This window comes from Acetobacter papayae (assembly GCF_047721125.1).
GTDB lineage: Bacteria > Pseudomonadota > Alphaproteobacteria > Acetobacterales > Acetobacteraceae > Acetobacter > Acetobacter papayae.
The window spans coordinates 43,793-68,662 of the sequence record NZ_JBDNWF010000009.1 but is presented as its reverse complement, the minus strand read 5'-3'; the positions used below and the strand labels follow the sequence as shown (position 1 = coordinate 68,662).

Below are 24,870 nucleotides of genomic sequence, written 5' to 3'. Positions count from 1 at the left end.
TCAGCCCGCTTTACTTGCTGGGTTCGTCATTCGCAGGCTTGGCCGTGCTGGTCAGCACGGTGGAAATGGTTTCACGCAGAACCGTCACACGCACATTGGGTGCGATTTCCACTTCGATTTCCGATGAATCCTCGCGGCTGCGCTGCACAATACCCACAACACCACCGGCGGTCACAATCCGGTCACCACGGCGCAGGGCCTTGAGTTCGGCCTTGAGCTGCTTCTGGCGCTGCTGCTGCGGGCGGATCATGAGGAAATACATGATAGCGAAAACCGCGACAAACGGCAGGAAAGAGATCAGCCCGGCTCCTGCACCACCGCCCCCGGCGGTCTGGGCGTGGGCGGCGGGAATAAGGAAATCGAACATGAGGTGCTGACTTTCAGAATAAGGCTGGTTGCACAAACGGAAGAAGTGACCATAGTTTTCAATCCTTTTCCGTCAAGCTCCTCCATGGAAGTTCGCGGCACGCGCCGGCATGCTTTCTGCACAGGAGAAAAAAGAGGCCCCTATGGACGCAGAGCAGACCCCGCTTCTTGAACGTATCGCCACGGCGCTGGAACGTCTGTCCCCCCCGCCCGCAACGCTAGAGGGTGTAGACACGGCGGATGCCTTTGTCTGGCTTCCTGAACGCGGCAGACTGCAGCCCGTAGCGCATGTAGCCCATGTGCCGGTTGACCTGCTGCGCGGGGTAGACCAGCAGCGCCGGACACTGGTTGAAAACACCCAGTATTTCGCCAGCGGGCTGCCTGCCAACAACGCCATGCTGTGGGGCGCACGCGGCATGGGCAAATCCTCTCTGGTCAAAGGGGCGCATGCTCTGACCAACCAGATCGATGGCAAACCCTGCCCACCCGGCAAGGGGCGGGTGGCGCTGATCGAAATCCAGCGTGAAGACCTGACAAGCCTGCCACTGCTGCTAAGCCTTTTGCGCGAGAACCCCCGCCGGTTCATCCTGTTCTGTGATGACCTGTCCTTTGAAAAGGAAGACAGGGATTATAAGGCCCTCAAATCCGTGCTGGATGGCGGCATAGCCGGACGGCCCGAAAACGTGCTGTTTTACGCCACCTCCAACCGCCGCCACCTGATGCCGCGCGACATGATCGAAAATGAACGGGCAACGGCCATCAACCCCTCCGAGGCAACGGAAGAGAAGGTCTCCCTTTCCGACCGGTTCGGCCTGTGGCTTGGTTTTTACGCCTGCGAGCAGGACACCTATGCCGATATGGTGCGCGCCTATGCCGCCCAGCGCGCCCTGCCGATACCCGAAGCCGAACTGATGGCCCGCGCCAATGAATGGGCCATTACGCGCGGTAGCCGCTCCGGCCGGGTGGCGTTCCAGTTTATCGAAGACCTGAGTGCCCGGCTGGGTACCCTCGCCCCGTAATCTCTATTGGGCACTTCTGGCGGGCCACAAACACGCCGCAAAGGTGCAAGAATGTGCCTTTAGGCCTTCTCGCGTCTTGCGTCCCGCCAGCCAATGCGTTGAGATAGCATCGAATGCAGGGGAGACCTGCGTACCGTCATCAGATACGAGGCACCATGACCCAGACTGATCCCGCCGCTCCTGTTTACTGCGCCCCCGCCAACGCGGCTGAGGCAGGCAGGGTCGACATTCGGACTGTCCGCTCCAACCCGGACTATTGGTACCCGGTCGCCTGGTCACGTGAAGTCAAACCCGGCAAGACCATCGGCACGCGCTATGCTGGCCTGCCAATTGCCCTTGTACGCCCCAAAGAAGGCCCGGTTTTCGCTCTGGAAGACCGCTGCGCCCACCGGCAGGTGCCGCTCAGCAAGGGAGAGGTCAAAGGCGATTCAGTCAAATGCTGCTATCATGGCTGGGCCTATGGCCGTTCCGGCCGCTGCATTGACGTGCCCTATCTCGGCAAGGGCAAGCTCCCCAACGGGGTGCGCACCTTCCCCTGCCGCGAGCAGGATGGGATGATTTTTGTCTTCCCCGGTGATCCGGAAAAAGCCGAAACAAAACCGCTGCCGCCCGCTCTGGCACGCGCAGCCAACCCGGCTTACAAAACCCGGTATTTTGGCCGCGAGGTCGGGTGCCACTACAGTTTCATGCACGAGAACCTGATGGATATGAACCATCAGTTCATGCACTCCAAGCAGATGGGCCAGATGAAACCGCGCTTCCTTGGCCAGATCAAGGAACCCGGTCTGGTTGAGGCCCGCTACAGCTTTGCCCGCACAGGCGGCAGCCAGCCTCTGGGCGAAGCGCTGATCTTTGGTGAACGGCGCGATGCCTCGGCCAAGTTCCAGCACCGCGATGTCATGACCATCCGCACCGAATACCCCTACCAGACCCTGCGGATCCAGACCGGGGATGAAGACCCCGTGATGGATCTGTGGATTGTCTACGTGCCCCAGAGTGCAGATGAACTCACCAACCGCACCTTTGGCCTACTCTCGGTCAAACGGCCGAAAATTCCCGGCCTGCTGGACATGGCCTGGCCGTTCCTCGTTGCATTTACCGAGCGTATTTTCGCAGAAGACCGCGAAATTGTGGAACTGGAGCAAAAAGCCTGGCGCGAACTGGGAGGAGACCACAATGTGGAGGTCTTCCCCGTTATCAACGCGCTACGTGACCTGCTGAAGGAATGCGGCGTGCCGCCAGCCTCTGGGTCTCATGCCTGATACACTACCCCTCGAGCTTGACGCACCTCCCTGCCGCCTGCGCCTGCTGACACCCGATGATGCCCCGGCACTGCACCATCTGGTCAATGACTGGGAGGTTGTGCGCATGCTCAGCCGCCCGCCTTTTCCCTACCCACGGGAACTGGCGGATGAATGGATAACCGCAACACAGACCCTTTGCCAGAAAGGCGAAGGGTTCTACTTCGCCATACTGGGGCCTGATGGCAGGCTTGCTGGCTGTATTGGCCTGCGTATCATGCCGCTGCCCCAGACAGGCCGTGCACCCCATGACAATGCTCCCCGCGTCGGGCAACTGGGTTACTGGATAGGCCGCGCCTATTGGGGGCAGAGTTTTGCCTCGCTGGCGGCAAGCCGCATTGCACGCTGGGCGCTGGCTCACCTGAACATAGACCGCCTGACCGCCACCGCCGCACAGGATAACGTGGCCTCCATTCGCGTGCTGGAGCGCGCGGGCTTTCGCCACACAGGCACGGACCGACAGAAATTTGTGGCACGCGGTACCGACCTGCCCGTGGAACTGTTCGAAGCAACCCGCGCCGATATCAGCCAGCCTCGCTCCCCCCAAAACGCACCCGATAGTGCCGGGCAAGCCCCCGCTGCCACCGCACAGCCTCCCGCACCGAACACTGATGCCCCTCCCCCCGCTGGCACTACAGGCAGTGCCGAGACGGCTATCGAAACGGGCATACCATCGCCCCCGTCCGAAGCTGACAGACCACCCGCGCGGCGGCTGGTTTTGGTCAGTGCCGCAGCACTCATCAACCCGGCCGGACAGATTCTTCTGGCCCGCAGGCCTGAGGGCAAGAGCATGGCGGGGCTGTGGGAGTTCCCCGGCGGCAAGGTGGAACCGGGCGAAACACCAGAAGCAGCCCTTGCACGCGAACTGCATGAGGAACTGGGGCTGGATATGAGCCGCGCCTGCATGGCTCCCTTTACCTTTGCCTCGCATGCCTATGCCGGTTTTGACCTGCTCATGCCCCTGTATCTGTGCAGACGCTGGCAGGGCACCCCCACCCCGCGTGAAGGGCAGAAACTGGCATGGGTCGCGCCTGAAAACCTGCGGGATTACGCCATGCCCGAAGCGGACCTGCCTTTCATCCCCCTGCTACAAGCACTGCTGTGAGAGCAGCCGCCTCTTTGGTCGCTCCTGCCCTGCCCGCCATGTCGCTTGACGGCACCCGCCTTGCGCGCCTAACCAGAAAGCACACCCTGTTGGGGTGTCCTCGTGATTTGTCCGGCCGGATTGCGGCGAGGTAAAAGAAGTGCGCTAAAGAGGCCCTGACGACGCCCGCCCGACGTCAAGGTTTCCACGGTCAGTTTCAACAGACGGATACCGCAGGATTACGTGCGCGGGATCGTCTGACACGAGAAAACCGGATACCAGAATGAGCAACTCCGATACATCAAGCCAGTCCACCTGGCGCCCCGCCACCCGCCAGCTCCATGCCGGTCTTGAGCGCACGGCCTATGGCGAAACCAGCGAACCCGTATTCCTGACCTCGGGCTTTGTCTATGACAGTGCCGAACAGGCCGCCCAAACCTTCACGGGCGAAGTCACCCACTACCAGTACAGCCGCTTTGGCAACCCCACCGTGGCGGCACTGGAACGGCGTCTGGCTGATCTGGAAGGGGCGGAAGCCTGTGTTGCCACCTCAACCGGCATGGGCGCGGTTTCCTCCGCTCTGCTGTCTCATGTCAAAGCAGGTGACCGCGTAGTCGCGTCCAGCGCCCTGTTCGGCTCGTGCCACTGGATCGTGGCCAACCTGCTGCCGCGCTACGGCGTTACCACGGTATTCGTTGACGGTACCAACATGGATGAATGGGCCGAAGCCCTGTCCGAGCCAACAGCCGCCGTGCTGCTGGAAAGCCCTTCCAACCCCATGCTGGAAATTCTCGACATTGCCGCTATTTCCGCTCTGGCGCACAAGGCCGGGGCCATTGTGGTGGTGGACAATGTGTTTGCCTCTCCCGTGTACCAGAAACCGCTTGAGCTGGGAGCGGATGTGGTCGTGTATTCATGCACGAAGCATATCGATGGTCAGGGGCGTGTTCTGGGTGGGGCCGTGCTGGGCCGCGCCCAGTGGATTACCGAAACGCTTCAGCCTTTCACACGCAATACCGGCAACGCCCTTTCGCCCTTCAATGCGTGGGTCATGCTCAAAGGGCTTGAAACCCTCTCCCTGCGTGTGGACGCCATGACCCGCAATGCGGCACAGGTGGCGGATTATCTGGCTTCTGCCCCCGGCATTGTCACCGTACGCTACCCCGGCCGGGCCGATCACCCGCAATATGCTCTGGCCCAGCGCCAGATGAGCGCTGGCGGTACGCTGGTGGCCTTTGAAGTTGCGGGCGGGCGCGAGGGTGCTTTTGCATTCATGAATGCGCTGAAGCTGATCGCCATTTCCAATAACCTTGGAGATTCACGCTCACTGGTCACGCACCCGGGCACCACCACCCATTCCAAGATCGCCCCCGAAGCCCGCGCGGCACTGGGGATCAACGAAGGGACGATCCGTTTCTCCGTCGGGCTGGAAGATGCGCAGGACCTGATCGACGATCTGGCACGTGGTTTCGCGGCTCTGACCGCTCTTTAAGCCATATGCCCGGTGGCCCGGCATCATGGGCCACCCATAAAACACAACGGGCCTGCCCCCACGGTATAACCGTAAGGACAGGCCCGTTAGAAAAACCCGTTTTACCGGCTGCTTAAAACAGTTCTCAGCCCTGCTTCTGCGCTTTCCAGCCAGTCTCACGCAGGCAGAAAGACAGCCCGATTGCGATAACAATCCCGACCACCAGCGGCATGAATGCCCGATGGAACAGGGCCATGCTATCGGTATCGCCCCCCACCATCAGCGCGGATACGAGCGGCGACATCACGCCCGTGGTGCCAAATACCAGAAAGTTCATAACACCAGCGGCAGTGCCCTTCACTTCCGGCGGGTTCACTTCCTTCATGGAAGAGAACGGGATCATGGCCGCGCCAGATGCGATACCCATCACCAGAGCAACCGAATAACGGGGCATAACACCAGCGGGGATGTACAGCGCGCACAGCGAGGCCGCCAGCAGCACCACGGCACCACCGATCAGCACCGGCTTGCGCAGGCCGATCTTGTCTGAAATCCAGCCCAGCAGCGGACAGCCAATAACCCAGCCAATCGGCACCATGGACACATCCGAGGCTGCGAAAGCCATGGTTGTGTGCTCGCCCTTGCTGAGCATGGACGCCCCCCAACCCAGCGCACCAATGGTGGTGGGCACGAACAAGAGCCCGCCAACGATACCCGCGATCCAGCTTTGCGGATTACCGAAAATAATACGGAACGGCTTGAACAGGTTACCAAGGGAAAGATGCCCGTGATGCGCCGTGCTGTCCCCCGTATCACGCGGCATGACAAACCATGTCGCTACGGCCAGACACACGCCGATAACACCAAAACCGAGCCAGACAGTCTGCCACGGAATGTGAAAAGACCCGTTAGGGTCGATCAGGATACGTGTGGGCTTGGAGCCAAAAGCCGCCCCCGCCATGCCCAGGCACTGCGTAAGCCCGACAAAAAGTGCCAGCGTGCGGGCGGGGAGATAACGGGCCGCCACATAGGACGATCCGACAAAAGCGCAGATAGCGCCGAGGGATTGGATAACATACCCCCCGATCCCTGCCGCGAGGCTCCCCTGCGCAAAAATAAGGCAGCCCACACTGGTAATGGCAATGCCCACCGGCATGGTGGCATGGGCACCGTAGCGATCAAGCAGCACACCCACAGCCAGCGCCGCAAGGGCATAGACAATATAGTAGGAAGCAATCATCAGCCCGAGATGGCTGTTACCCCATGCCTGTGTCAGCTCGTCCTGCATGATGCCGGGCGCTGAACGGATAGCGTATTGGTAAAAATAGAACAGCGCGCACAAAAACCAGGCCAGCACATAAAGGGGCTGGATCGTCTGCGGCTGTCCTGCCGGCGCACTACCCGGCAAAGGCGCTGTATTGGACGTCTGAGAAGCCGACATGAGAAATTCCGATATTGCAAAATACCGTGCGCCTGCTCCCCACAAGGAAAACAGGCGCACAGAGGGTTAAGTTATTTCGCAGGCGGACGGGCGTTTGCCGTAGCCACATGCCGACCCCAGGAGATCAGTTCCGGGGTGCAGTCATCACGCGGGATCACGCATTCGATCAGGGTCGGGCCTTCCTTGTTGTCCAGCGCAACCTTGACCGCATCGGCCAGTTCGCCCGCCGTGGTGGCGCGCAGGCCAACGCCCTTGCCGTCTTCCGCGTTGAATGCGTTCACAACAGCCGCGTAGTCCCAGTTTTTAATGTTGTTGTAGGGGCCATCGTGAATTTCAACTTCGATGGTGTAACCCGCGTTGTTGATCAGGAAAATAATGACCGGCAGCTTGCGCCGCGTCATCTGCGCCACTTCCTGCGCCGTGAGCTGGAACGAGCCATCACCCACCATCAGAATGGTGCGACGTTCCGGTGCGCCCACGGCATAGCCGAATGCCGCGGGAACAGACCAGCCGATATGGCCCCACTGCATTTCAACTTCGACGCGCGCGCCGTTGGGCAGCTTGGTGCGCACTACGTTGAACCAGGAATCGCCCGTCTCACCAATAATGGTGGTTTCCGGCGTAACAAGGCTCTGCAGCGTCAACTGGATGTCTGCGCGGGTCAGCTTGTCATCACCGCTGCCAGTGGTTTCAACCACCGTTGCGGTATGTACGCGCTTGTACTGAACCAGAGTGGCGTCTTTTTTCGGCTTATCCTTGAAGTAGGCCGCTAGCGCTTCCAGCAGTTCCTTCAGATGGATATTGTCGAACGAAAAGCCGTTGAGCTTGGTAATGTTCTTGTCCAGAATGGCAACGTTCGGACCCTTGGGCCATGCGGTCCAGCCTTCGGTCGAATAATCGTTGAAAATGGGTGCCAGCGCCAGAATGCTGTCAGTCCAGTTAAAGATGTCGTTAACACCCGGCGTGCTGGCGCTGCCCCAATAGGTGCCCACATAGCCCGGATGCTCTTCAGGGAAGAAGCTTTTCGCTGCGGCCATGGTGCCAACAACGCAGCCCAGCGCATCAGCCAGTTTCACGGCTGCGGCTTCCGCACCGGCGGCGCGCAGGCGGCTACCGATCAGGATAGCGGGCTTTTCGTGCTTTTCGATAAAGCTGGCGACAGCCGCCACGGCTGCATCAAGCGTTTCCTTGTCTGAAGGACGCTCATCCAGAACAGCGCTGATGGGGCCGGGAGCCGCGCAAGGCTGAGCGGAAATATTGCAGGCGATTTCGATATAGGCCGGCTTCTTTTCACGCAGGGCTGTACGGATAACGTGGTCGATCTTTTCCGGCGCATCTTCCGCACTGGTGATGGAAACAGCAGCACAAGTCAGTTTCTTTGCGATTTCGAGCTGATAGCCGTAATCCGGAATACCAATGGTATGGTGCAGGATATGCCCACTACCATGGTCATTGGAGTTGGGTGCGCCAGAAATCAGGATAACCGGCAGGTTTTCAGCATATGCACCGCCGATAGCGTTCAGGGCAGAAAAAGCCCCAACATTGAAGGTCACAACAGCCGCTGCGGCACCATTGGCGCGGGCATAACCCTCAGCCGAAAAACCGCAGTTCAGTTCGTTACAGCAGTAAACCTGCTCGCAATCCTTATTGAGCAGAAGCTGGTCAAGCAGCACCAGATTATAATCACCGGCGACAGCAAAATGGTGTTTCAGTCCGATCTGGGAAAGACGTTCAGCGAGGTAAGTACCTACGGTATAAGACATGTTTTCTTTCTCCCTTGGTGGGCTATCCTGAGATCCCACTTTACTGGAACGGAAAATACCGGAAGGTCACATAAACCGTGTTGCCCGATGCGGTCGGGGTCACACTGCTGCCGTGACTGTCGATGCCTGTATAGGCAAACTTCCGAATATAGGTGTATTGCAGACCCGCCATGACGCTGCCGTACTGGCCCTGCATGAAATGCCACCAGCCACCCGCCGTGAACGATGCCAGCGTGTGGGTCTGGGCCGAGCAGGTTGCCTCCTTGACACCGGGGGGCGTATCGCAGCCACCCAGATCAAGATCACTCACGCCGTAGCCATACTGGCGGCCATCAGCGCCCATGTAATATTTGCGCCCGGCGGATTCTACGCCCCCGTAGGTATAAAGCAGCACGGAGGACGTCGGGTGCCCGATCAGGCCGAGCGAGCCCATGATTTCGGGAACAGGCACAAACTGACCCTGACCATTGAATGTGGTATCCGGCAACTGGGTTGGCCCGTAACGGCCTATACCATCACCTGCCAGCACGTTACCTGTCAGTTGCAGCTTGTTGGTGCCCAAAGGCATGGTCATGCCCGCACCAACACCGCCGCCGAACGAGGTCTGTTTTTTAGCCGTTGTCGCACCCGGGGCTACGGCCACAGAGCGGAACCACCGCGCAAGGCCAAAAACCTCATAATGCCCGAACGAGGTATCCACCGCCCCTTTGAGGATAATATCCGGCACGGGGTTGTTGGTGTACTGGGTGGTGGAATTCAGCAACACGCCGCCAGCATTGGTGTAATACACCGTTGCCCCGGTGGTATCGCCATAGGCTGCGGGCAGTGTGCCACCAGATGACGTGTTGCCCGAAAACGCGACTGTTGCCTCCGGGTCTTCAATGGAAAGGCCCAGCCAGTATTTCTGGTTCCAATCCTTGCCGATACGAATTTGCGGCACGCGGGTAAAAACAATGCCCGGAATCTGGTTATTATCTGTAACCGCAGGAAGCTGCTCCTGCCGGGGCAGAATACCCTTGGCGTAATTAGTAGCCAAACTCCACGCCTGCCCCATGAGCAGGTGAAAACCCCAGTTTTTTTCGGTAACGGTAAAATATCCCTGCCGCAGACGGGGCACATAGCCATTGATCTGCACGCTGTTGCTACTTACACCCGCACCGGCAAAGTCGCTCTCAACATAAGCCTGCAACCGCACCGACTTGGACGGATTAGCCTCCATAAGCACCGACATGCGGCTAAGCTGTGAGGAAAGACGCTCCTCACTCAACCCATGATTATGGCTGTTGGCATAAGGAAAACTGCCCCACGCCGTAGCCGGGCCGCTTGTCATATTGGAATCACGCCAGATATTGGAGAGTTCCACAAAGCCACCAAGCCGCACGGAAATACCGCCAATACTGAAAATGGGCGGCAGAGTATCCACAGCCGTTTGCGTAATGGCCTGCGGGCTGGCAGATGACAGATCGATGGTGGATTTGGTCGTAGGCGGCTGATTGGCGTCGGGCATCCACTCGAAAGCCGCCCGTTCCCGCGCCCCATCACGCACTTTGAGCGGCAGCATTTCCTTTGCATGCTCAGGCTGCGTATCAGATGAAAAACGAATAGCGGGTTCAAAAACACCCGCAGACACTGCGGGATGGACCGCCCCTCCCGCGCCAACTGCCCCAGCGGGAACAGTATCGGCCACGTGGGTGGCAGTTCCGGGCCCTTTACCAGCAGCCACATGGGGTGTGCCACCATGCTGCTTGTGCGCCTGCCGCTGCTCAATCGCTTCGACCTGCGCTGCAAGTTTACGCATCTGCGCTTTGATTAAGGCAATTTCCTGCGCGTCATCCGCGTAGGATGTAACAGGCATATCCATTACACAAAAAACAGTTGCCCCAATCAGCAACTGGGCTTTGAGCCCGCGCTTTCTGGCCCTGTTCTGTAAAATGGCAAATATCACGCCTGCCCCTTGGGGTATGCACACTCTGCAGGAAGCGTTTTTTTATATCGGCCTGACCTGCATATGGGTCTGACCCTGCTTTTTATTTCTACAAACAATGCGCGGTTATCATTTCAATAATCGTCAATAACGCGCGCCCCAAAAATGGTCAAGAAAAACCACAATTCTCCGTGTACCGAGCGAAAAGGTTATAATGAAATTTTATTGCCCTGAGATTCGAAATATAAAAATAAACAGAAACTCGAGTCATATATATTTTTTGTATTATTATACTTTCTCCACCTCACCCCCATTATGACAACAGCATGACTTTAAGAAAAATTTTAGAGCTTTCCGCTTCTCGACACTCCAGCCCCCGCGCCTTTCAGGCGGTTCCGGCCCGCAGCGCTTGGCAGAAGCCCCCTGTTTATGATAGTGCTGCCCGCCTTGATCTTGAACCAGACAGCGCGTGCACCAGCTCATGTGGGCGGAGCAAACTGCTGGCACGGCTTCCCCTCATATGTTCAGGAGCACACTCGCCCATGGCCGACCGGGCTGCCCTCCCTCTGTCGCATGAACTGGAAGAACCCTACACCGACCTGTTCGCGGCACTGCCCGTTTACGAAATGGTCACTGGCGCCATACGCGTGCAGGTGCAGGTTTTCTGGCTGGCTGACCAGTCCGAACCGGACGAAGGCAGCTATTGCTGGGCCTATCGTATCCGTATCGGCAATGACAGCGCCAACCCCGTGCAGTTGCTTGAACGCACATGGCTCATTACCGACACGCAAGGCCGCGAGGAACACGTGCAGGGTGCGGGTGTGGTGGGGGAACAGCCCATTATCCAGCCGCGCACCAAGTTCGAATACACATCGGGTGCGGCTCTGGGCACACCCGGCGGCTTCATGCGCGGCACCTATCTGATGCGCGACACCACGACCGGCACATGCTTTGACGTGACCATTCCCGCTTTCAGTCTGGACAGCCCGTTCCAGCAGGCACTGCTTCATTAATCCGAATTTTGTTCGCAGACAGGAGACCGGCATGAGCGCGCCGCCGCCCAACACAGACAGCCAGACTGACCGCCCGACCCAGACCGAAGCCGAACAGGCTGTGCGCACCCTTTTGCGCTGGGCAGGTGATGACCCGACGCGCGAAGGCCTGCTGGATACGCCCGCCCGCGTTGCCCGCGCCTATACGGATTTTTTCTCCGGTTACGAAATCGACCCGGCAAGCCTGCTGCGCCGGACTTTTTCGGAAGTGGATGGGTATGATGAAATCGTGCTGCTGCGCGATATCCGCTTTGAAAGCCATTGCGAGCATCATCTGGCCCCCATTATCGGCCGCGCCCATGTCGCCTACCTGCCGCGCCAGCGCGTGGTGGGCATTTCCAAACTGGCCCGCGTGGTGGATGCCTATGCCCGCAGGTTGCAGATTCAGGAACGTATGACAGCGCAGATCGCCAATACGATCAATGATGTGCTGGAGCCCCACGGCGTTGCGGTCATTATTGAATCGGCCCATGAGTGCATGACAACGCGCGGCGTACACAAACCCGGTGTTTCCATGGTAACCAGCTCCATGCTGGGCGTGTTCCGCAACAATTCCGATACCCGGCGTGAACTGATGGCCATGCTCAACCGCCCCGGCACACAGGACTTCTAAAGCAAAAAAACACCTCCCGAACGGGCTGTCCGGGAGGTGTTTTCAGTCTTGCCAAAGCACTAGCGTCAGATGGAAACGCTGGCCCCCAGCACTTTGATAAACTGGGCAAGCCACGCAGGATGTGCAGGCCAGGCCGGGGCTGTCACCAATTCCCCATCGGTCACCGCATCCGTCAGAGCGATATCGGCATAAACGCCGCCAGCCAGTTCCACTTCCGGTTTGCAGGCCGGGTAGGCCGAAACCTTGCGGCCCTTGATGGTGCCTGCCGCGGCCAGAAGCTGAGCCCCATGGCAGATCGCCGCTGTCGGGCGGTCGGCAAAGGCACGGACAATTTCAAGCACACGAGCGTTCAGCCGCAGATATTCCGGCGCACGGCCACCCGGCACGATCAGACCCAGATAACTGTCAGTATCAACGCTTTCGAAATCCGCATTCAGCACGAAAGCATGACCGGGCTTTTCGCTATAGGTCTGCGCCCCTTCGAAATCATGGATGGCGGTCAGCACCTTGTCGCCCGCCTTTTTGCCGGGGCAGACAACGTCCACCGCGTATCCGAGCATCAACAGCGCCTGATAGGGCACCATGATTTCGTAGTCCTCAACGTAATCACCGGCCAGCATCAGCAGTTTCACATCATCAGACATGGGTATCGTCCTCTTTCAGCCCTTCGCGCAGGCGGGGCATGAGTTCCACAAAGTTACAGGGGCGATGGCGGCTATCGAGCTGGAACACCAGAATATCGTCCCACCCGTCCTTGACCGCGCCGGTCGAACCCGGCAGCGCGAAAAGATAGGTGCCCCCGGCAACCCCCGCGAGCGCACGGGATTGAATGGTGGAGGTGCCGATCTTGCTGTAAGACAGCATGCGGAACAGCTCTCCAAAACCTTCAATGCGTTTTTCCAGCACGCGCTCAAAGGCCTCGGGCGTGACATCGCGCCCGGTAACGCCGGTGCCGCCACTGGTAATGACCACATCCACCATGGGGTCCGCTATCCACGCACGCAGCCTCTGTTCGATCAGCCCGGCATCATCGGGCACAATGGCGCGATCCGCCAGAACATGACCTGCCGCCTCAACACGGGCAGCAAGTGTCGTGCCCGAGGAATCGGTTTCCAGCGTGCGCGTATCCGACACGGTCATGACCGCGATCCGCACCGGCAGGAAGGGTCTGCTTGTATCAATTCTGGACATAAAACCTGTCTTCTCTCTGCCTTGGGCTCTCCCCGGCCCCGCCGAACACGGCGCGGCCGGTTTTCCTGCCGGGCACCATAACAGCTTCGGGGCTGGCGTGCAGTCCCATGATCAGGGACTTGCGCCATCTCCCTTTTTTCACGCACCGGATTACAGGGGACTGCCGGAGTGGCCACGTTATCTCTCACGCACGCAGGATAGGGAGTGGACGGCCTCATCCGCGACTGGCAGAATTACACCATGCGTTATCGTCTTTTCCGCCCGGCACTTGCCCTTGGGGTCTGCCTTGCCACCCTGCCACCCATGGCCTGTCAGGCGTCAGCCTCGCCGTCCGATACTGTGCCCTCCGCAACCGTAGAGGGGCAGCGACTTGAAATCGGTCTGGCGTGCCCGGCCATGCTGCATATCCGCACGGAAAAAGGGCCGAAAAACACCGTCCGGGGCCACTGGCCGGATAATACCGCCATCACCCACCAGCCTGATGGCACGGTAAGGCTGGCCATTGAGGCCTGCGCAACACCGGATGCCACCGCAACCAAAACCCCGACCAGCATCGACATAGCCACACCGCCAAACATGGCCTTGGCCATTGAGGCACCACAGGCCAGTGTCGTCGTTGTCGACAACCGCACCGGCCCGGTCTTTCTGCACACAGGCCCCGGCCTTACGCAGATTGGCACGGCAGAAACGCTGGACCTGATTGCCGATACCGCAGGCACAATCGACATTCCCACCCTGCCCGATTCAGCCCGCATCCGCTCCACGGGCACGGCCTCCGTTACAATCGGCAAGGCCAATGGCACCGCCCTGTCTGTCTATCTTGGTGAGGCTTCGAGCTTTCTAGCCCGTTCCGGGCGGCTGAAAGCTCTCGAGATCACCTCCGCCAGCACCAAAGACGCCATTTTCCACGGCGAAACCGGAGTGGCGGCCCTGCATGTTGAAAGCAGCGGCTCCATTATCGTGGACAAGGCCAGTGGCACAGTCGCTACAGAACGGGATGGGCCGGGCCGCATTCTGGTCAACCAGCCACAGGACCAACCCACCACCAGCCTCGACCATCCCTCCGGTGAGCCAGCGGGCCACCAGCCCACCCAACACTGAACCACCCCACGTAAAGGGAGACCAGCCCGGTGTCGTTCAGTCGGCTGTTTATCATGCGTCCTGTCGGCACCACCCTTATGGCTCTGGCCTTTGTGGTGGCAGGGCTATTCGCCTACCGCGCCATGCCGGTTGCCGACCTGCCCAATATCTCGGTGCCGGTCATTTACGTGATTGCCACTCAGCCTGGCAGTTCGCCCCAGCAGCTGGCCAGCGCCGTTACCACACCGCTAGAGCGCAGACTTGGCCAGATTGCAGGCATTGAAAGCATGCGCTCGGACACAACGGATAGCAGCAGCTTTATCCTGCTGTTTTTCAAAAGTGACCGGGATATCAATGGCGCAGCGCGTGACGTGGAGGCCGCCTTGCGTGCCGCACGCACGGACATGCCCACAACCCTGATCATGCCGCCGCAATATTACAAGGCCAATCCGTCCGACAGCCCGATCATGGTCGCGACCCTGACATCGCCCACCCGCGCGCCCGATGCCCTGCGTGATCTGGCGGAAACCCGCCTTACCCCCTTGCTCGCGGGCGTAAAGGGCGTGGGCTGGGTAGAACTCGTGGGGTCAGACAAATCCGCCATTCAGGTAGAGATGAACCCGCAGCTTCTCTACCATTACGGAATCGGGTTTGAGGATGTGCGCTCGGCACTGGCCTCTGCCAACGCCAATACGCCCAAAGGCTTTATTGACATGGCCGGGCAACGCCTGACGCTCCAGACCAATGATCAGGCACGTGACCCCGAGCAGTATCATGGGCTTGTCATTGCCTACCGCGATGGCCGGCCTGTGCGGCTGGACAGTGTTGCCCGGGTGCATAGCGGCCCGCAGAGCGACCGCAAGGCAGGCTGGCTGAATGCAAACCCCGCCGTTCTGGCCATTATCCGTGCCCAGCCGGGCAGCAACATTATAGAAGTAACCGATGCCATCCGCGCGCGAGCGGCCTATCTGCGTCAGGCCCTGCCCGGCGATGTCAAACTGACACTGGTAACAGACCGCTCGATTTCCATCCGTGGCGCCTTGAAGGACACGCAGGAAACGCTGCTGATGTCCGTTGCACTGGTGGTGCTGGTGGTACTGGCCTTCCTGCGGAGCTGGCGCTCCACCTTTATTCCCGCCGTGACCGTTCCCGTCTCGCTGGCGGGGTCGCTCGCGGCCATGCACCTCATGGGGTTTTCGCTCGATACGCTCTCGCTCATGGCGCTGACCATCGCCACCGGCTTTGTGGTGGATGATGCGATTGTGGTGGTGGAAAACATCGCCCGCCATATGGAGGCGGGGATGGAGCGCATGGAAGCCACCCTGATCGGCTCGCGCGAGATTACCTTTACCATCCTGTCCATTACCGTCTCGCTGGTGGCGGTGTTCCTGCCGCTGCTGCTCATGGGTGGGGTGCCGGGCAAGGTGTTTTTCGAGTTCGCGATGACCCTGACCATCGCTGTCTCCGTCTCTTTCTTTCTGGCGGTTTCCCTCACACCCATGATGTGCGCGCGCCTTCTGGCAGTGCCCGACCCGCAGGCTCCACCAGAAGGCCGGAGCCGCAACCCTTTCGTATGGGGGGCGGGTGTGCTGGCAGATACGACAGACTGGTTCCTGCTCCACACAGCCAAAGGCTACAGCCGCGCGCTGGACTGGACGTTGCGCCACCCCTGGTGGGTAACGCTCTCTTTGCCGCTGAGTGTGGCGGCCACCATCGGCATTATCGTGGTTATGCCCAAAACCATTCTGCCTGCCGAAGATATCGCCCTGCTGGAAGGCTATCTGAGCGCCGATCAGAGCATTTCCTTCACCGCTATGGCGGACAAGGCCAAGCGGGTGGTCAAAATCATGATGGCCGATCCCGATATCCGCGATGTCATGGGCTTTACGGGGGAGGATGCCGCAAACGAGGCCACAATTTTTGCCGTGCTGAAGGACAAGAACCAACGCAACGCAACGCCCGAAGCCATTGCCGCACGGCTACGCAAGCAGGTTGGCCAGATTGCGGGGCTGAGTGCGAGCGTATCCAACCCCGGCGATATCAACGGTGGTGGCCAGCGGCAGCATGAAGGCGCTTACAGCTTCATCTTCAGCTCGGATCAGGCGCAGGATATCCAGACCTGGGTGCCCCGCCTGACAGACGCCCTGCGCAACAGCCAAATCCTACGTGGTATCAGCAGCCACCAGAGCGGCAGCGGAACGGCCATTCATGTAGATATCGACCGCGAAACCGCCGCGCGCTATCTCGTCACACCACAGTTGATCGGCAATGCGCTATACGATGCCTACGGCCAGCGCACAGCGTCGAGCATATCGAGCCCGTTCACCACCTCTTATGTGATCATGGAGGTGGCAAAAACGTTCCGCGACAACCCGGAGCAACTCAAAACACTCTGGGTTTCCACCTCGGGCGGCACCGCCTCGGGAGCCATTGCGTCCAATACGGTGCGGGTACGCCTGAACAACAGCAGTTCTTCGACCTCCAGCAGCACGACACTAAGCGAGCAGTCTTTCCGCAACGCTGTGGCCAACCGGCTGGCGGGCGGCGGGGCCGGGGCTTCAAACGGCTCGGCCGTGTCCTCGCTTGAGGAAACCATGATCCCTCTGATCGCGATCAGCCGACTCATCTCGCGGCCCTCGCCCCTTCAGGTCAGCCATGAATCGGGCATGATATCAGGCACTATTTCGTTTGATCTGGCCGAAGGCCGCTCGCTGAACGAGGCCGAGGCCGAAATTCGCACCACCATGCGCGCATTGCACGCGCCACAGAGCCTACAGGGCGGGTTTTCAGGTCAGGCAGGCGACCTGCACAAGGATCTGGTGAATGAGCTGCTGATCATGATCGCGGCCATCGCCACCATGTATGTCACGCTGGGTATCCTGTATGAGAGCTACAGCCAGCCTTTGACCATTCTCTCCACCCTGCCCTCTGCTGCTATGGGGGCCGTGCTCATGCTCTGGCTATGCGGGCAGCCCTTCTCGCTCATTTCCATGATTGCGGTCATTCTGCTGATTGGCATCGTCAAGAAAAACGCCATTCTGATGATCGACTTTGCCTTGCAGACGGAACGGGCCGGCGCATCGCCAGAACAGGCCATCCGTGAGGCCTGCCTGACCCGCTTCCGCCCGATCCTGATGACAACCATGGCTGCGGCTTTCGGGGCCGTGCCCATGATCCTTGGCCGGGGTTACGGCGCAGAACTACGCCTGCCGCTGGGAATCGCCATTCTGGGCGGGCTGGCCACCAGCCAGTTGCTGACCCTGTTTTCCACCCCCGCCATTTACCTGATCATGCACCGCCTCAGCGCTGCCGCACAAACCCTGAGCCACAACGCATGGTCTTTGCTGCGAAAACCCTTTAAGACACGGGCCTGAACACCCTGCGGCTTCCGCCGGGAGCACCTTTTTTCAACCAGACCGGAAAGACATGACCATGTCAGACACCCTGCCCGATCGGCTGTCCGTCAACCCTGAAAGCCCCTTCTACAACGAGGCCCTGCTGGCCCGAGGCGTGGGCGTCCGCTTCAAAGGTGTGGAAAAAACCAATGTCGAGGAATATTGTGTGAGCGAGGGCTGGGTGCGCGTAGCCGTGGGCAAAACCACGGACCGGCGTGGCAACCCGCTGACCATGAAGCTGACCGGCCCGGTTGAGGTCTGGATCAAGGACTGATCTGCTTCTGGCACATGCCCCATACAATTAAATACTTTATTTAATTGTATGGGTTTGGAATACTGCGCCGTCTAAAAGACAATGACAGGGACAAGAGCCGTGACACAGACACAAGCCAGCACAACACCTGACCTGCATTTCACGATCGTGATTGTCGGGGGTGGTTCGGCTGGTATCGCTCTGGCGGCGCGCCTTCTGCGCATGCGCCCCACGCTGGATATCGCCATTATCGATCCCGCTACCACCCATGCCTACCAGCCCGGCTGGACACTGGTTGGGGCGGGCGCAATGAAACTGCGCGATACACTCGATCAGGAAGGCGGGCTTATCCCGGCAGGCAGCAAGTGGCTGCGCGCTGCGGTTACCTCTTTCCAGCCCGAAGCCAACACCGTTACCCTCGATGACGGCCGCACCGTTGCCTATAACCGCCTGATTGTCTGCCCCGGCCTGCAACTGGACTGGGACAAGATCAAGGGCCTGCGCGAGACGCTGGGCCGCAACGGCGTTTGCAGCAACTACTCGCGCGAGACGGTGGAATACACCTGGACCTGCATCCAGTCCCTGGCAGGTGGCACGGCTCTGTTCACCCAGCCGCCCATGCCCATCAAATGCGCCGGTGCGCCGCAGAAAATCGCCTATCTGGCCTCTGACTACTGGCGCAAAAAAGGCACGCTGAGCCGCACCAATGTCGATTTCTGTCTGGCGGGCGATGTCCTGTTCGGCGTTGCGTATTATCGCCCCCCCTTGCAGGAAGCGGTCGATTATTACGGCATTAACCTGCGCTACAAGACCAACCTGATTGCAGTGGACGGCCCGGCCCGCACGGCCACTTTCTCCGTTACTGCTCCTGATGGCACCGTGACAGAAGACGTCCGCAGCTTTGACATGCTGCATGTAACACCCCCGCAGAGCGCGCCTGATTTCATCAAGCAGAGCCCACTGGCCGATGCCGCTGGCTGGCTGGAAGTCGACCCCGCCACCCTGCGCCACAGCCGTTTCGAATTCATTTTTGGTGCGGGGGATGTCATGAACACCTCCAACGCCAAAACCATGGCCGCCGCCCGGGCACAGGTGCCTGTCGTATGCGCCAATGTGCTGGCCTCGCTCGACGGCAAACCGCTGGATGGCCAGTACGACGGCTACGGCGCCTGCCCGCTGACTGTCGGCTACGGGCGGATTGTGCTGGCGGAATTCCTGTACGGCGGCAAGCCCGCCCCCAGCTTCCCATATGACCAGCGCAAGCCCAGCCGTTTTGCATGGTTCCTTAAAACCACGGTATTCCCGCGCGTATATTGGGACATGATGCTCAAGGGCCGTGATATCGAACTGCCGCATCACCCGCGCTGGATTTCTGAATAAGCTTTCAATACAGGCCCCTGCACCACGCAGGTGGCCTGCTTTACAGGCCGTGAAATTCGCCCTTATAAAAGGGCCGTATAGGTTGTTTTTACGGCTCATGCGCTTGTAGAAATTACAGCGTCACCCCCTGCAAGCCTCCCCAGAAGGAAGAAATGCCCCGTATTGCACGTTCACCAAGCGGGACAGAGCCTCTGTGTACAGCCTCTCCTGTACTATCAGTGCGTGATGGCACCCCCTTCTTTCTTCCTTACCAAACGGGGCTTTTCAGGCATGAGCAGCGCAATACAACAGCCGGGCCTGTCACGATTAGGCCAAAAACGGCTGGTAAGATGCCTGTTGCCAAACGGCACAGCGACCACCTCACCCTATCCCGGGCAACATGTATTCCCTTGGCCGCAGTCCATCAGTTCGGCCATTATGAAGGTCGCATGAATCACTTCACGTTCATCATCACTCCTTCCATGGTGCCCTAGTGCTACCAATCTCTGGCATTGTTGACCGCTATCTGGCGCGCCAGATCGTGCTGGGCGTTGTGGGCACGATTGCGGTGCTGACACCGCTGGTCTGGCTCATGCAGGTGCTGCACCTGTTGCCCCTGCTCTCCCGTCAGGGGGTGTCATTCCTCTCATTTCTCTGGATGATCCTGCTGATCCTGCCCGGACTGGTCGAGATCATTCTGCCAGTGGCTGTTTTTATCGCCATTCTTGTCACATACAGCCGTGCCATGGCTGACCGTGAACTAACGGTCATGCTGGCATCTGGCCGTTCTCCCCCCCAACTCAGTCGCCCCGCCACATTCATAACGGGTGCATGCATTCTGCTCAGCTATCTGCTGACCTTGGTCATCGTCCCATACAGTGCCCGTCATATCCATCATCTCCAGCAGTCGCTCCGCAGTCAGGGGGCCGTGCTGCTTCTACAAGATGGCGTGTTTTTCAATATCATGCCCGGCCTTACGGTTTACGTACGCCAGAAGGATAGCAATGGAGAACTGCACGGGCTGCTGATCAACGATGAACGGCAGCCGGGCCACAGTTCCACCGTACTGGCCCGCCACGGCGTCATGATCATGAAAGACCACATGCCCCTACTGGTCATGCTTGATGGCTCCCGGCAGGAAATCGACCCACATACGGGCCATCTGGGCATGGTGTATTTCACACAGGAGGTCCTGTCCCTCTCCTCCGAAAGCCAGCATTCCGAAGGCCCCGGCCCCGAAGAACAGCCTCTTTCCACGCTGCTCCACCCGCCATCGGATGTATCGGCTCAGGAACGTGGTCGAATGATCGCTGAAGGGTGGAAGCGTCTGGGAGAGCCCCTGACGGCGCTGGCTCTTGCCGTTATCGCGCTCAATGCCACCCTACGCGGGCAGTTTTCGCGTCAGGCCTCCATACGCAGGCCGGCATGGGCGGTACTGGCGGTGATCGCCTTTATCGCGCTTAATCTGATGCTGCATTCCCTATCGGTCAAACATGCCGTGTTCGGCATTGTTTCACCCTGCATCTCCCTGCTTGTTGGCGCGATAGGGCTGTTCAGGCTACGGGATCGAACCTGCTGAACTGAACGGATAGCTTGGCCCTAGCGGGCAGAGCGTTCTTCCTGCGCCGGAGCAGGCTGGGCCGCCGCGTTGAGCGCCTGCGCCGCCAGATAGCCCGCCGTCACACTGGCCATGCACAGGACCAGCGAAAGCCCGATATTCAGCAATGCGCGCAGTGCGGATCCCTGCCGCAGCAGATCAAGGGTCTGGAGGCTGAAGGACGAAAACGTGGTAAAGCCACCGCAAATCCCCACCATGAACACCAGACGCGTGGTTTCGGACGCTGGGAAACGCCCGCTAGCGGCAGTTAACGCACCAAAAAACGCAATGGCGAAAGAACCGCTGACATTAATCAGGATTGTGCCCCATGGTAGCCACTGGCTCCAGCGCAGGGCCGCAAGCCCGCCCCAGTAGCGCAGCAGCGTGCCGAATGCGCCGCCCAGCCCGATCAGGACGGTTGTTGCAAGCCGTGTCGCCATTGTCGTTTCCTCTCCCTGCCAGAGCCTTATAATCGGACAAGCGGCGCATGGCGGGTCAGGATCGGCAGGGTGCCATGCGCCAGAATATCCTGTGTAGGCCCACCAAATAGCCACTCAATGAAATGAGGCCGCGTATAGGCCCCCATGACCAGCAGATCCCCGCCTGCAGACAGAGCATGCCGGCGCACCTGCTCGCCTATGTCTCCCGTATCCAGAAGGAAACGGTCCATATGAACAGCCACCCCCTGCCTGGCAAGCTCCGCGCCCAGTGGCGGGTCTGGCACTTCCATAGGCGCGTTTTCACCGATCACAAATGTCACATGACTGGCCCGCTCAAGGATAGGGCGCGCTGCCTGTAGTGCCAGATCGAGCGTGTGCGATGGATGCCACGCCACGACAGGACGCAGGCCAAGCGTGTCATAATGCTCCAAAGGCGCGATCAGAACCGCCGCCCCGGCGTCATACAGCGCTCCGGCAAAGGCTTCCGCTACAGCTGCATTATCCTGCGGGCGGGGCCTGCTCAGCACGGTTATATCGGCCCCGGCAGCTTCACGCGCAACAAGGGTGCGCGTATCCCCTACCCATTCTGTCCATGCGGTATCACGGTGCGGGATAACGGCCTGCGCCCATTCCTGAGCGATCTGGTGCAGGGTATCGGTTTGTGCGGATACAGTGTGCTCAAAGCGGGCATGCTCGGCCGCATCAGGCATGCCCTCATCGGGAGAAAGGTAATCAGGGTCGCGCGCTGGCGCCACATGCAGGATGCTGCTCTGTGCCGGACCAAGCCGGTTCAACAGTCCTGCCAGCGCCTCCAGCGTAAAGGGTGCGGTATCAACGCGATCCAGAACAGCCAGCAGGCGCATGGATTATCTCCCTGATTTCAGAACTCGTCGCTCTTTCTCTTGGGCAGCAGAGCAGGAACGAACACAAGGGTAGAGACAAGCGTGCAGCCCAGCGAGAGCAGCAGCAGACGCCCCATGCTGGCCGTGCCGGGATGATGCGACATGGCCAGAGACCCAAACGCCGTGCCTGTTGTCAGGGCGGAGAACAGCACGGCCCGCGCCGTGGGAGACGCCAGCGGGAAATGCACGCCATCGCGCCAGTTCATGACAAAGTAGATATTGAACGACACGCCCACTCCCAGCAGCAGGGGGAGTGCGATGATATTGGCAAAATTCAGCGTTTCAGGCAGCAGCACCACCAGCACGACCGTCATCAGCGCAGAGAGCATCAGCGGTGCGAGTACAAGCCCCATATCCTTTACCCGGCGCAGGGCCAGCAGCAGAATAACGGCTATCATGACCACGGCGGCAACTGCAGCCTGCTCGAAAGCGCGCACAATGGAGTTAGCGCTCTCGACAATATCCACGGCAGGCCCGGCAATGTCAGGTTCCAGCCTCTGCACGGCGGAAACGAACTGGTGCAATGCGCCAGAACTGGTCATGAGGCCCTTGGGATGCACCTCAACCAGTGCTCGCCCATCCGGCAGCAGATAATCATCAGCAATATCATGAGGAATATCGCTGATTTTGACCGGGGTAGCCTGCAACATGGTCCGTAGCTGGTCCAGTTCGGCTGGCAGAAAGCGCACAAGCGCCTGATTGGCCGCCAGAACAGCGGCATCGGGTGCCTGTGAGAGCTTGAGCAGCGCGGACTGGATACGCCGCAAGGGATCCTGTGCAGGCAGACTATCCAGCACACCCGCCAGCGCCTTGGCCGTTTCCGCAGCCGAAGCCCGCAAGGCCTCGGCATCCGGGGCGGGTTTTGTCTGTCCCACCATAAGGGTGGGCAGCAGCATGGAGGCGGCATCCTGAATCAGGGGGAGTTTCTGATCCTGATCCGTTGGAACAAACGAACCCAGCCACATGGCGTCATGGACCTGAGGCAGTTCCGCCAGCCTGTCCGCCTGTTTGTGGGCATCGTCCAGCGAGGTGGTGAGCAGTTCCGCGCTGTAGGGAGAGGTCTGCGGGTTGTCTATCAGCAGGCGCAGTGCCCGCATCCCTTCGGAATTGGGATTTTTGGTATGGAGCGGATCGCCATCAAACTGCAGCCGCGGCACCAGAGCCAGCCCGACAACCGCCACAACCGCGAAAACGGCCAGCAGAACCTTGCGGAACCGGCGGATAGCCTGATCAACCGGGCGCATGAACGTGTACCCCATGCTGGGGCAGTTCAGCGGCGGACGACAAATTCTGAGCAAAGCGGGCAACAGGGTAGTGGTGCACACGAACGCCACCATCATCCCTACCCCGGCAATCAGACCAAGCTGCGCCACGCCAAGGAAAGCTGTGGGGGTAAAAGCCAGAAAACCAGCGGAAGTGGCCAGAGCCGCCACCAGAATCTGATGCCCCGTTTCCTCCCCCGTCATTCGCAGGGCTTCGAACATGCCCTGCACACCGGGTTCAGACGGATTCTGTGCCCGAAAGCGCACTGAGAACTGAATGGCGAAATCAACCGCGATCCCGACGAACAGAATGGCGAACGCCACGGAAATCAGATTGAGCGTACCTACCGCCACAGCAGCAAAACCCGTTGTCAGTAGCAGCCCCACCACCAGCGTGATAACGATAGGCACCACAACCCGCCACGACCGCACCGCAAGCGTCAGCCACAGGGTTACAAGGGCAAGGGAGCCAACCAGACCGGCCACCATACCTTCCGCCACGGTGGCGAATTCTTCGTCATTAAGCTGGACATCGCCCGTCATCTTCACACGGGCATGGCCATTGCGGACAAATTCGAGAGAGTTGATAGCCGCACGCATGGCATCACTCGCCTCGCCACCGGGCTGGAAAGAGCCGAAATCCAGATTAGGCTTGGTCACCACAAACTGGTAACGCCCTTCCAGATCGGTCAACTGGCCACCCAGCAGCCGCTGCCATGACAGAGGATCGGCCTTTCCGGCGGCAGCCTGCTCCAACGTATTGGCAAAGCCGCTCAACGGTGCCTGAAACCCGGTCAGATTCGCCTGCCCTTGCTTGATGCCTTCCGCAATCAGGGAGAGCGCGCCAAAAAGCCCCCGGGCCGAAGGGTCCTGCGCCAGTGCAGCAAGAAACGGCTGTGCCGCGATTGTATCGTCCAGAATGGAGGTCAGGGGTTTGACATCAAGGAACATCAAACCGTTACGCATCAGATAAGGATCGGCGTCGGGCCTGCGGGCAAAGGCGAAATGCTTGTGATCGGCAGAAAGTTTTTCCGCCAGAACACGGGCTGTCTCAGCACCTTCCTCAGGCAGGTCAGCCTCGATGACGGCAACCAGAAGGTTTTCCTTCTGGGGGAACAGACGCCCCATTTCATCTGAACGCTGCTTCCACTCCAGCCGTGGCGAGAGCATTTTGCTAGTGTCGGTCGTAACACCCAGACTGGTCATGCCCGCGTAAACACTCGCACCCGAAAGCACAAGAAACAGCGCCACAACCGCCCAGGCATGGCGGGCACACAATGTAATGAAACGGCCTATGAATGCGAACAGCATGATGAGCGACGGAACCCTGTTCTAGATCTTGACTTCAGGCTGTCGG

General features: G+C 59.5%; 20 protein-coding genes and 1 riboswitch. Of the genes, 11 read left to right on the top strand and 9 right to left on the bottom strand.

The genetic code is table 11. The features are described 5' to 3' along the window. Positions 1–10 precede the first annotated feature (10 nt). Positions 11–367: a preprotein translocase subunit YajC gene (gene yajC, locus ABF757_RS04845; RefSeq protein WP_025859942.1), complete on the bottom strand. Its 357-nt coding sequence runs from the start codon at positions 365–367 to the stop codon at positions 11–13. A gap of 142 nt (positions 368–509) precedes the next feature. Between yajC and ABF757_RS04840 the strand changes: the two genes are divergently transcribed. The 4 genes from ABF757_RS04840 (at position 510) to metZ (ending at position 5,262) form a co-directional block, all read left to right on the top strand. After that, positions 510–1,385: an ATP-binding protein gene (locus tag ABF757_RS04840; protein ID WP_415481168.1), complete on the top strand. Its 876-nt coding sequence runs from the start codon at positions 510–512 to the stop codon at positions 1,383–1,385. A gap of 155 nt (positions 1,386–1,540) precedes the next feature. Beyond that, positions 1,541–2,647, top strand: coding sequence for a Rieske 2Fe-2S domain-containing protein (locus tag ABF757_RS04835; RefSeq protein WP_415481167.1), 1,107 nt, complete (start codon positions 1,541–1,543; stop codon positions 2,645–2,647). Continuing rightward, entirely contained in the window at positions 2,640–3,791 is a 1,152-nt protein-coding gene (locus ABF757_RS04830) for a bifunctional GNAT family N-acetyltransferase/(deoxy)nucleoside triphosphate pyrophosphohydrolase (protein WP_415481166.1), read from the top strand. Before ABF757_RS04835 ends, ABF757_RS04830 begins: the two co-directional genes overlap by 8 nt. Positions 3,792–3,880: 89 nt before the next feature. Continuing rightward, positions 3,881–3,960, top strand: a riboswitch (SAM riboswitch). 93 nt (positions 3,961–4,053) lie between these two features. Then, on the top strand, positions 4,054–5,262 hold the full coding sequence (gene metZ, locus ABF757_RS04825) for an O-succinylhomoserine sulfhydrylase (RefSeq protein ID WP_415481165.1): 1,209 nt from the start codon (positions 4,054–4,056) through the stop codon (positions 5,260–5,262). Between the two features lie 124 nt (positions 5,263–5,386). On the opposite strand, the gene ABF757_RS04820 is transcribed toward metZ, so the two are convergent. The 3 genes from ABF757_RS04820 to ABF757_RS04810 all read right to left on the bottom strand — a co-directional run bounded on the left by ABF757_RS04820 (position 5,387) and on the right by ABF757_RS04810 (position 10,306). After that, positions 5,387–6,682 carry an MFS transporter gene (locus ABF757_RS04820; RefSeq protein ID WP_415481164.1) on the bottom strand — a complete coding sequence of 432 codons (1,296 nt, stop codon included), beginning with the start codon at positions 6,680–6,682 and terminating at the stop codon, positions 5,387–5,389. 71 nt (positions 6,683–6,753) lie between these two features. Next, the gene (locus tag ABF757_RS04815) at positions 6,754–8,445 is read right to left on the bottom strand and encodes an alpha-keto acid decarboxylase family protein (RefSeq protein WP_025859940.1); all 1,692 of its coding nucleotides are present in this window, start codon (positions 8,443–8,445) and stop codon (positions 6,754–6,756) included. A 40-nt stretch (positions 8,446–8,485) separates the two neighbouring features. Continuing rightward, entirely contained in the window at positions 8,486–10,306 is a 1,821-nt protein-coding gene (locus ABF757_RS04810) for a hypothetical protein (RefSeq protein WP_415481163.1), read from the bottom strand. Between the two features lie 605 nt (positions 10,307–10,911). Here ABF757_RS04810 and apaG point away from each other — a divergent pair. After that, complete coding sequence (gene apaG, locus ABF757_RS04805) at positions 10,912–11,382, top strand: Co2+/Mg2+ efflux protein ApaG (RefSeq protein ID WP_025859938.1); 471 nt, start codon at positions 10,912–10,914, stop codon at positions 11,380–11,382. A gap of 31 nt (positions 11,383–11,413) precedes the next feature. Further along, positions 11,414–12,034 carry a GTP cyclohydrolase I FolE gene (folE, locus tag ABF757_RS04800; protein WP_025859937.1) on the top strand — a complete coding sequence of 207 codons (621 nt, stop codon included), beginning with the start codon at positions 11,414–11,416 and terminating at the stop codon, positions 12,032–12,034. A 65-nt stretch (positions 12,035–12,099) separates the two neighbouring features. On the opposite strand, the gene ABF757_RS04795 is transcribed toward folE, so the two are convergent. Together ABF757_RS04795 and moaB are read right to left on the bottom strand one after the other, a co-directional pair. Then, positions 12,100–12,678, bottom strand: coding sequence for a DJ-1/PfpI family protein (locus ABF757_RS04795; RefSeq protein ID WP_025859936.1), 579 nt, complete (start codon positions 12,676–12,678; stop codon positions 12,100–12,102). Continuing rightward, on the bottom strand, positions 12,671–13,225 hold the full coding sequence (moaB, locus tag ABF757_RS04790) for a molybdenum cofactor biosynthesis protein B (RefSeq protein ID WP_025859935.1): 555 nt from the start codon (positions 13,223–13,225) through the stop codon (positions 12,671–12,673). The genes ABF757_RS04795 and moaB overlap by 8 nt, the downstream gene beginning before the upstream one ends. A 204-nt stretch (positions 13,226–13,429) precedes the next feature. On the opposite strand from moaB, the gene ABF757_RS04785 reads away from it, so the two are divergent. The 5 genes from ABF757_RS04785 (at position 13,430) to lptF (ending at position 20,891) form a co-directional block, all read left to right on the top strand. Continuing rightward, positions 13,430–14,326 carry a hypothetical protein gene (locus tag ABF757_RS04785; protein WP_415481162.1) on the top strand — a complete coding sequence of 299 codons (897 nt, stop codon included), beginning with the start codon at positions 13,430–13,432 and terminating at the stop codon, positions 14,324–14,326. A gap of 29 nt (positions 14,327–14,355) precedes the next feature. After that, positions 14,356–17,679 (top strand): efflux RND transporter permease subunit, encoded by a 3,324-nt coding sequence (locus ABF757_RS04780; protein WP_415481161.1) that lies wholly within the window; start codon positions 14,356–14,358, stop codon positions 17,677–17,679. 58 nt (positions 17,680–17,737) lie between these two features. Then, positions 17,738–17,974 carry a DUF3297 family protein gene (locus tag ABF757_RS04775; protein ID WP_025859932.1) on the top strand — a complete coding sequence of 79 codons (237 nt, stop codon included), beginning with the start codon at positions 17,738–17,740 and terminating at the stop codon, positions 17,972–17,974. A gap of 99 nt (positions 17,975–18,073) precedes the next feature. Further along, the gene (locus ABF757_RS04770; RefSeq protein WP_415481160.1) at positions 18,074–19,333 is read left to right on the top strand and encodes an NAD(P)/FAD-dependent oxidoreductase; all 1,260 of its coding nucleotides are present in this window, start codon (positions 18,074–18,076) and stop codon (positions 19,331–19,333) included. A 472-nt stretch (positions 19,334–19,805) separates the two neighbouring features. After that, positions 19,806–20,891, top strand: a complete 1,086-nt coding sequence (gene lptF / locus ABF757_RS04765; protein WP_415481159.1) for an LPS export ABC transporter permease LptF — start codon at positions 19,806–19,808, stop codon at positions 20,889–20,891. Between the two features lie 20 nt (positions 20,892–20,911). Here lptF and crcB read toward each other — a convergent pair whose 3' ends face one another. From crcB to ABF757_RS04750, 3 genes are read right to left on the bottom strand one after another with little or no spacing between them, the layout of a single operon-like run. After that, positions 20,912–21,349: a fluoride efflux transporter CrcB gene (crcB, locus tag ABF757_RS04760; RefSeq protein ID WP_415481158.1), complete on the bottom strand. Its 438-nt coding sequence runs from the start codon at positions 21,347–21,349 to the stop codon at positions 20,912–20,914. 26 nt (positions 21,350–21,375) lie between these two features. Beyond that, complete coding sequence (locus tag ABF757_RS04755) at positions 21,376–22,212, bottom strand: universal stress protein (protein WP_415481157.1); 837 nt, start codon at positions 22,210–22,212, stop codon at positions 21,376–21,378. A 17-nt stretch (positions 22,213–22,229) separates the two neighbouring features. Beyond that, a complete protein-coding gene (locus ABF757_RS04750; protein WP_415481156.1) occupies positions 22,230–24,824 on the bottom strand; it encodes an MMPL family transporter in 2,595 nt (864 codons plus the stop codon). Positions 24,825–24,870 lie beyond the last annotated feature (46 nt).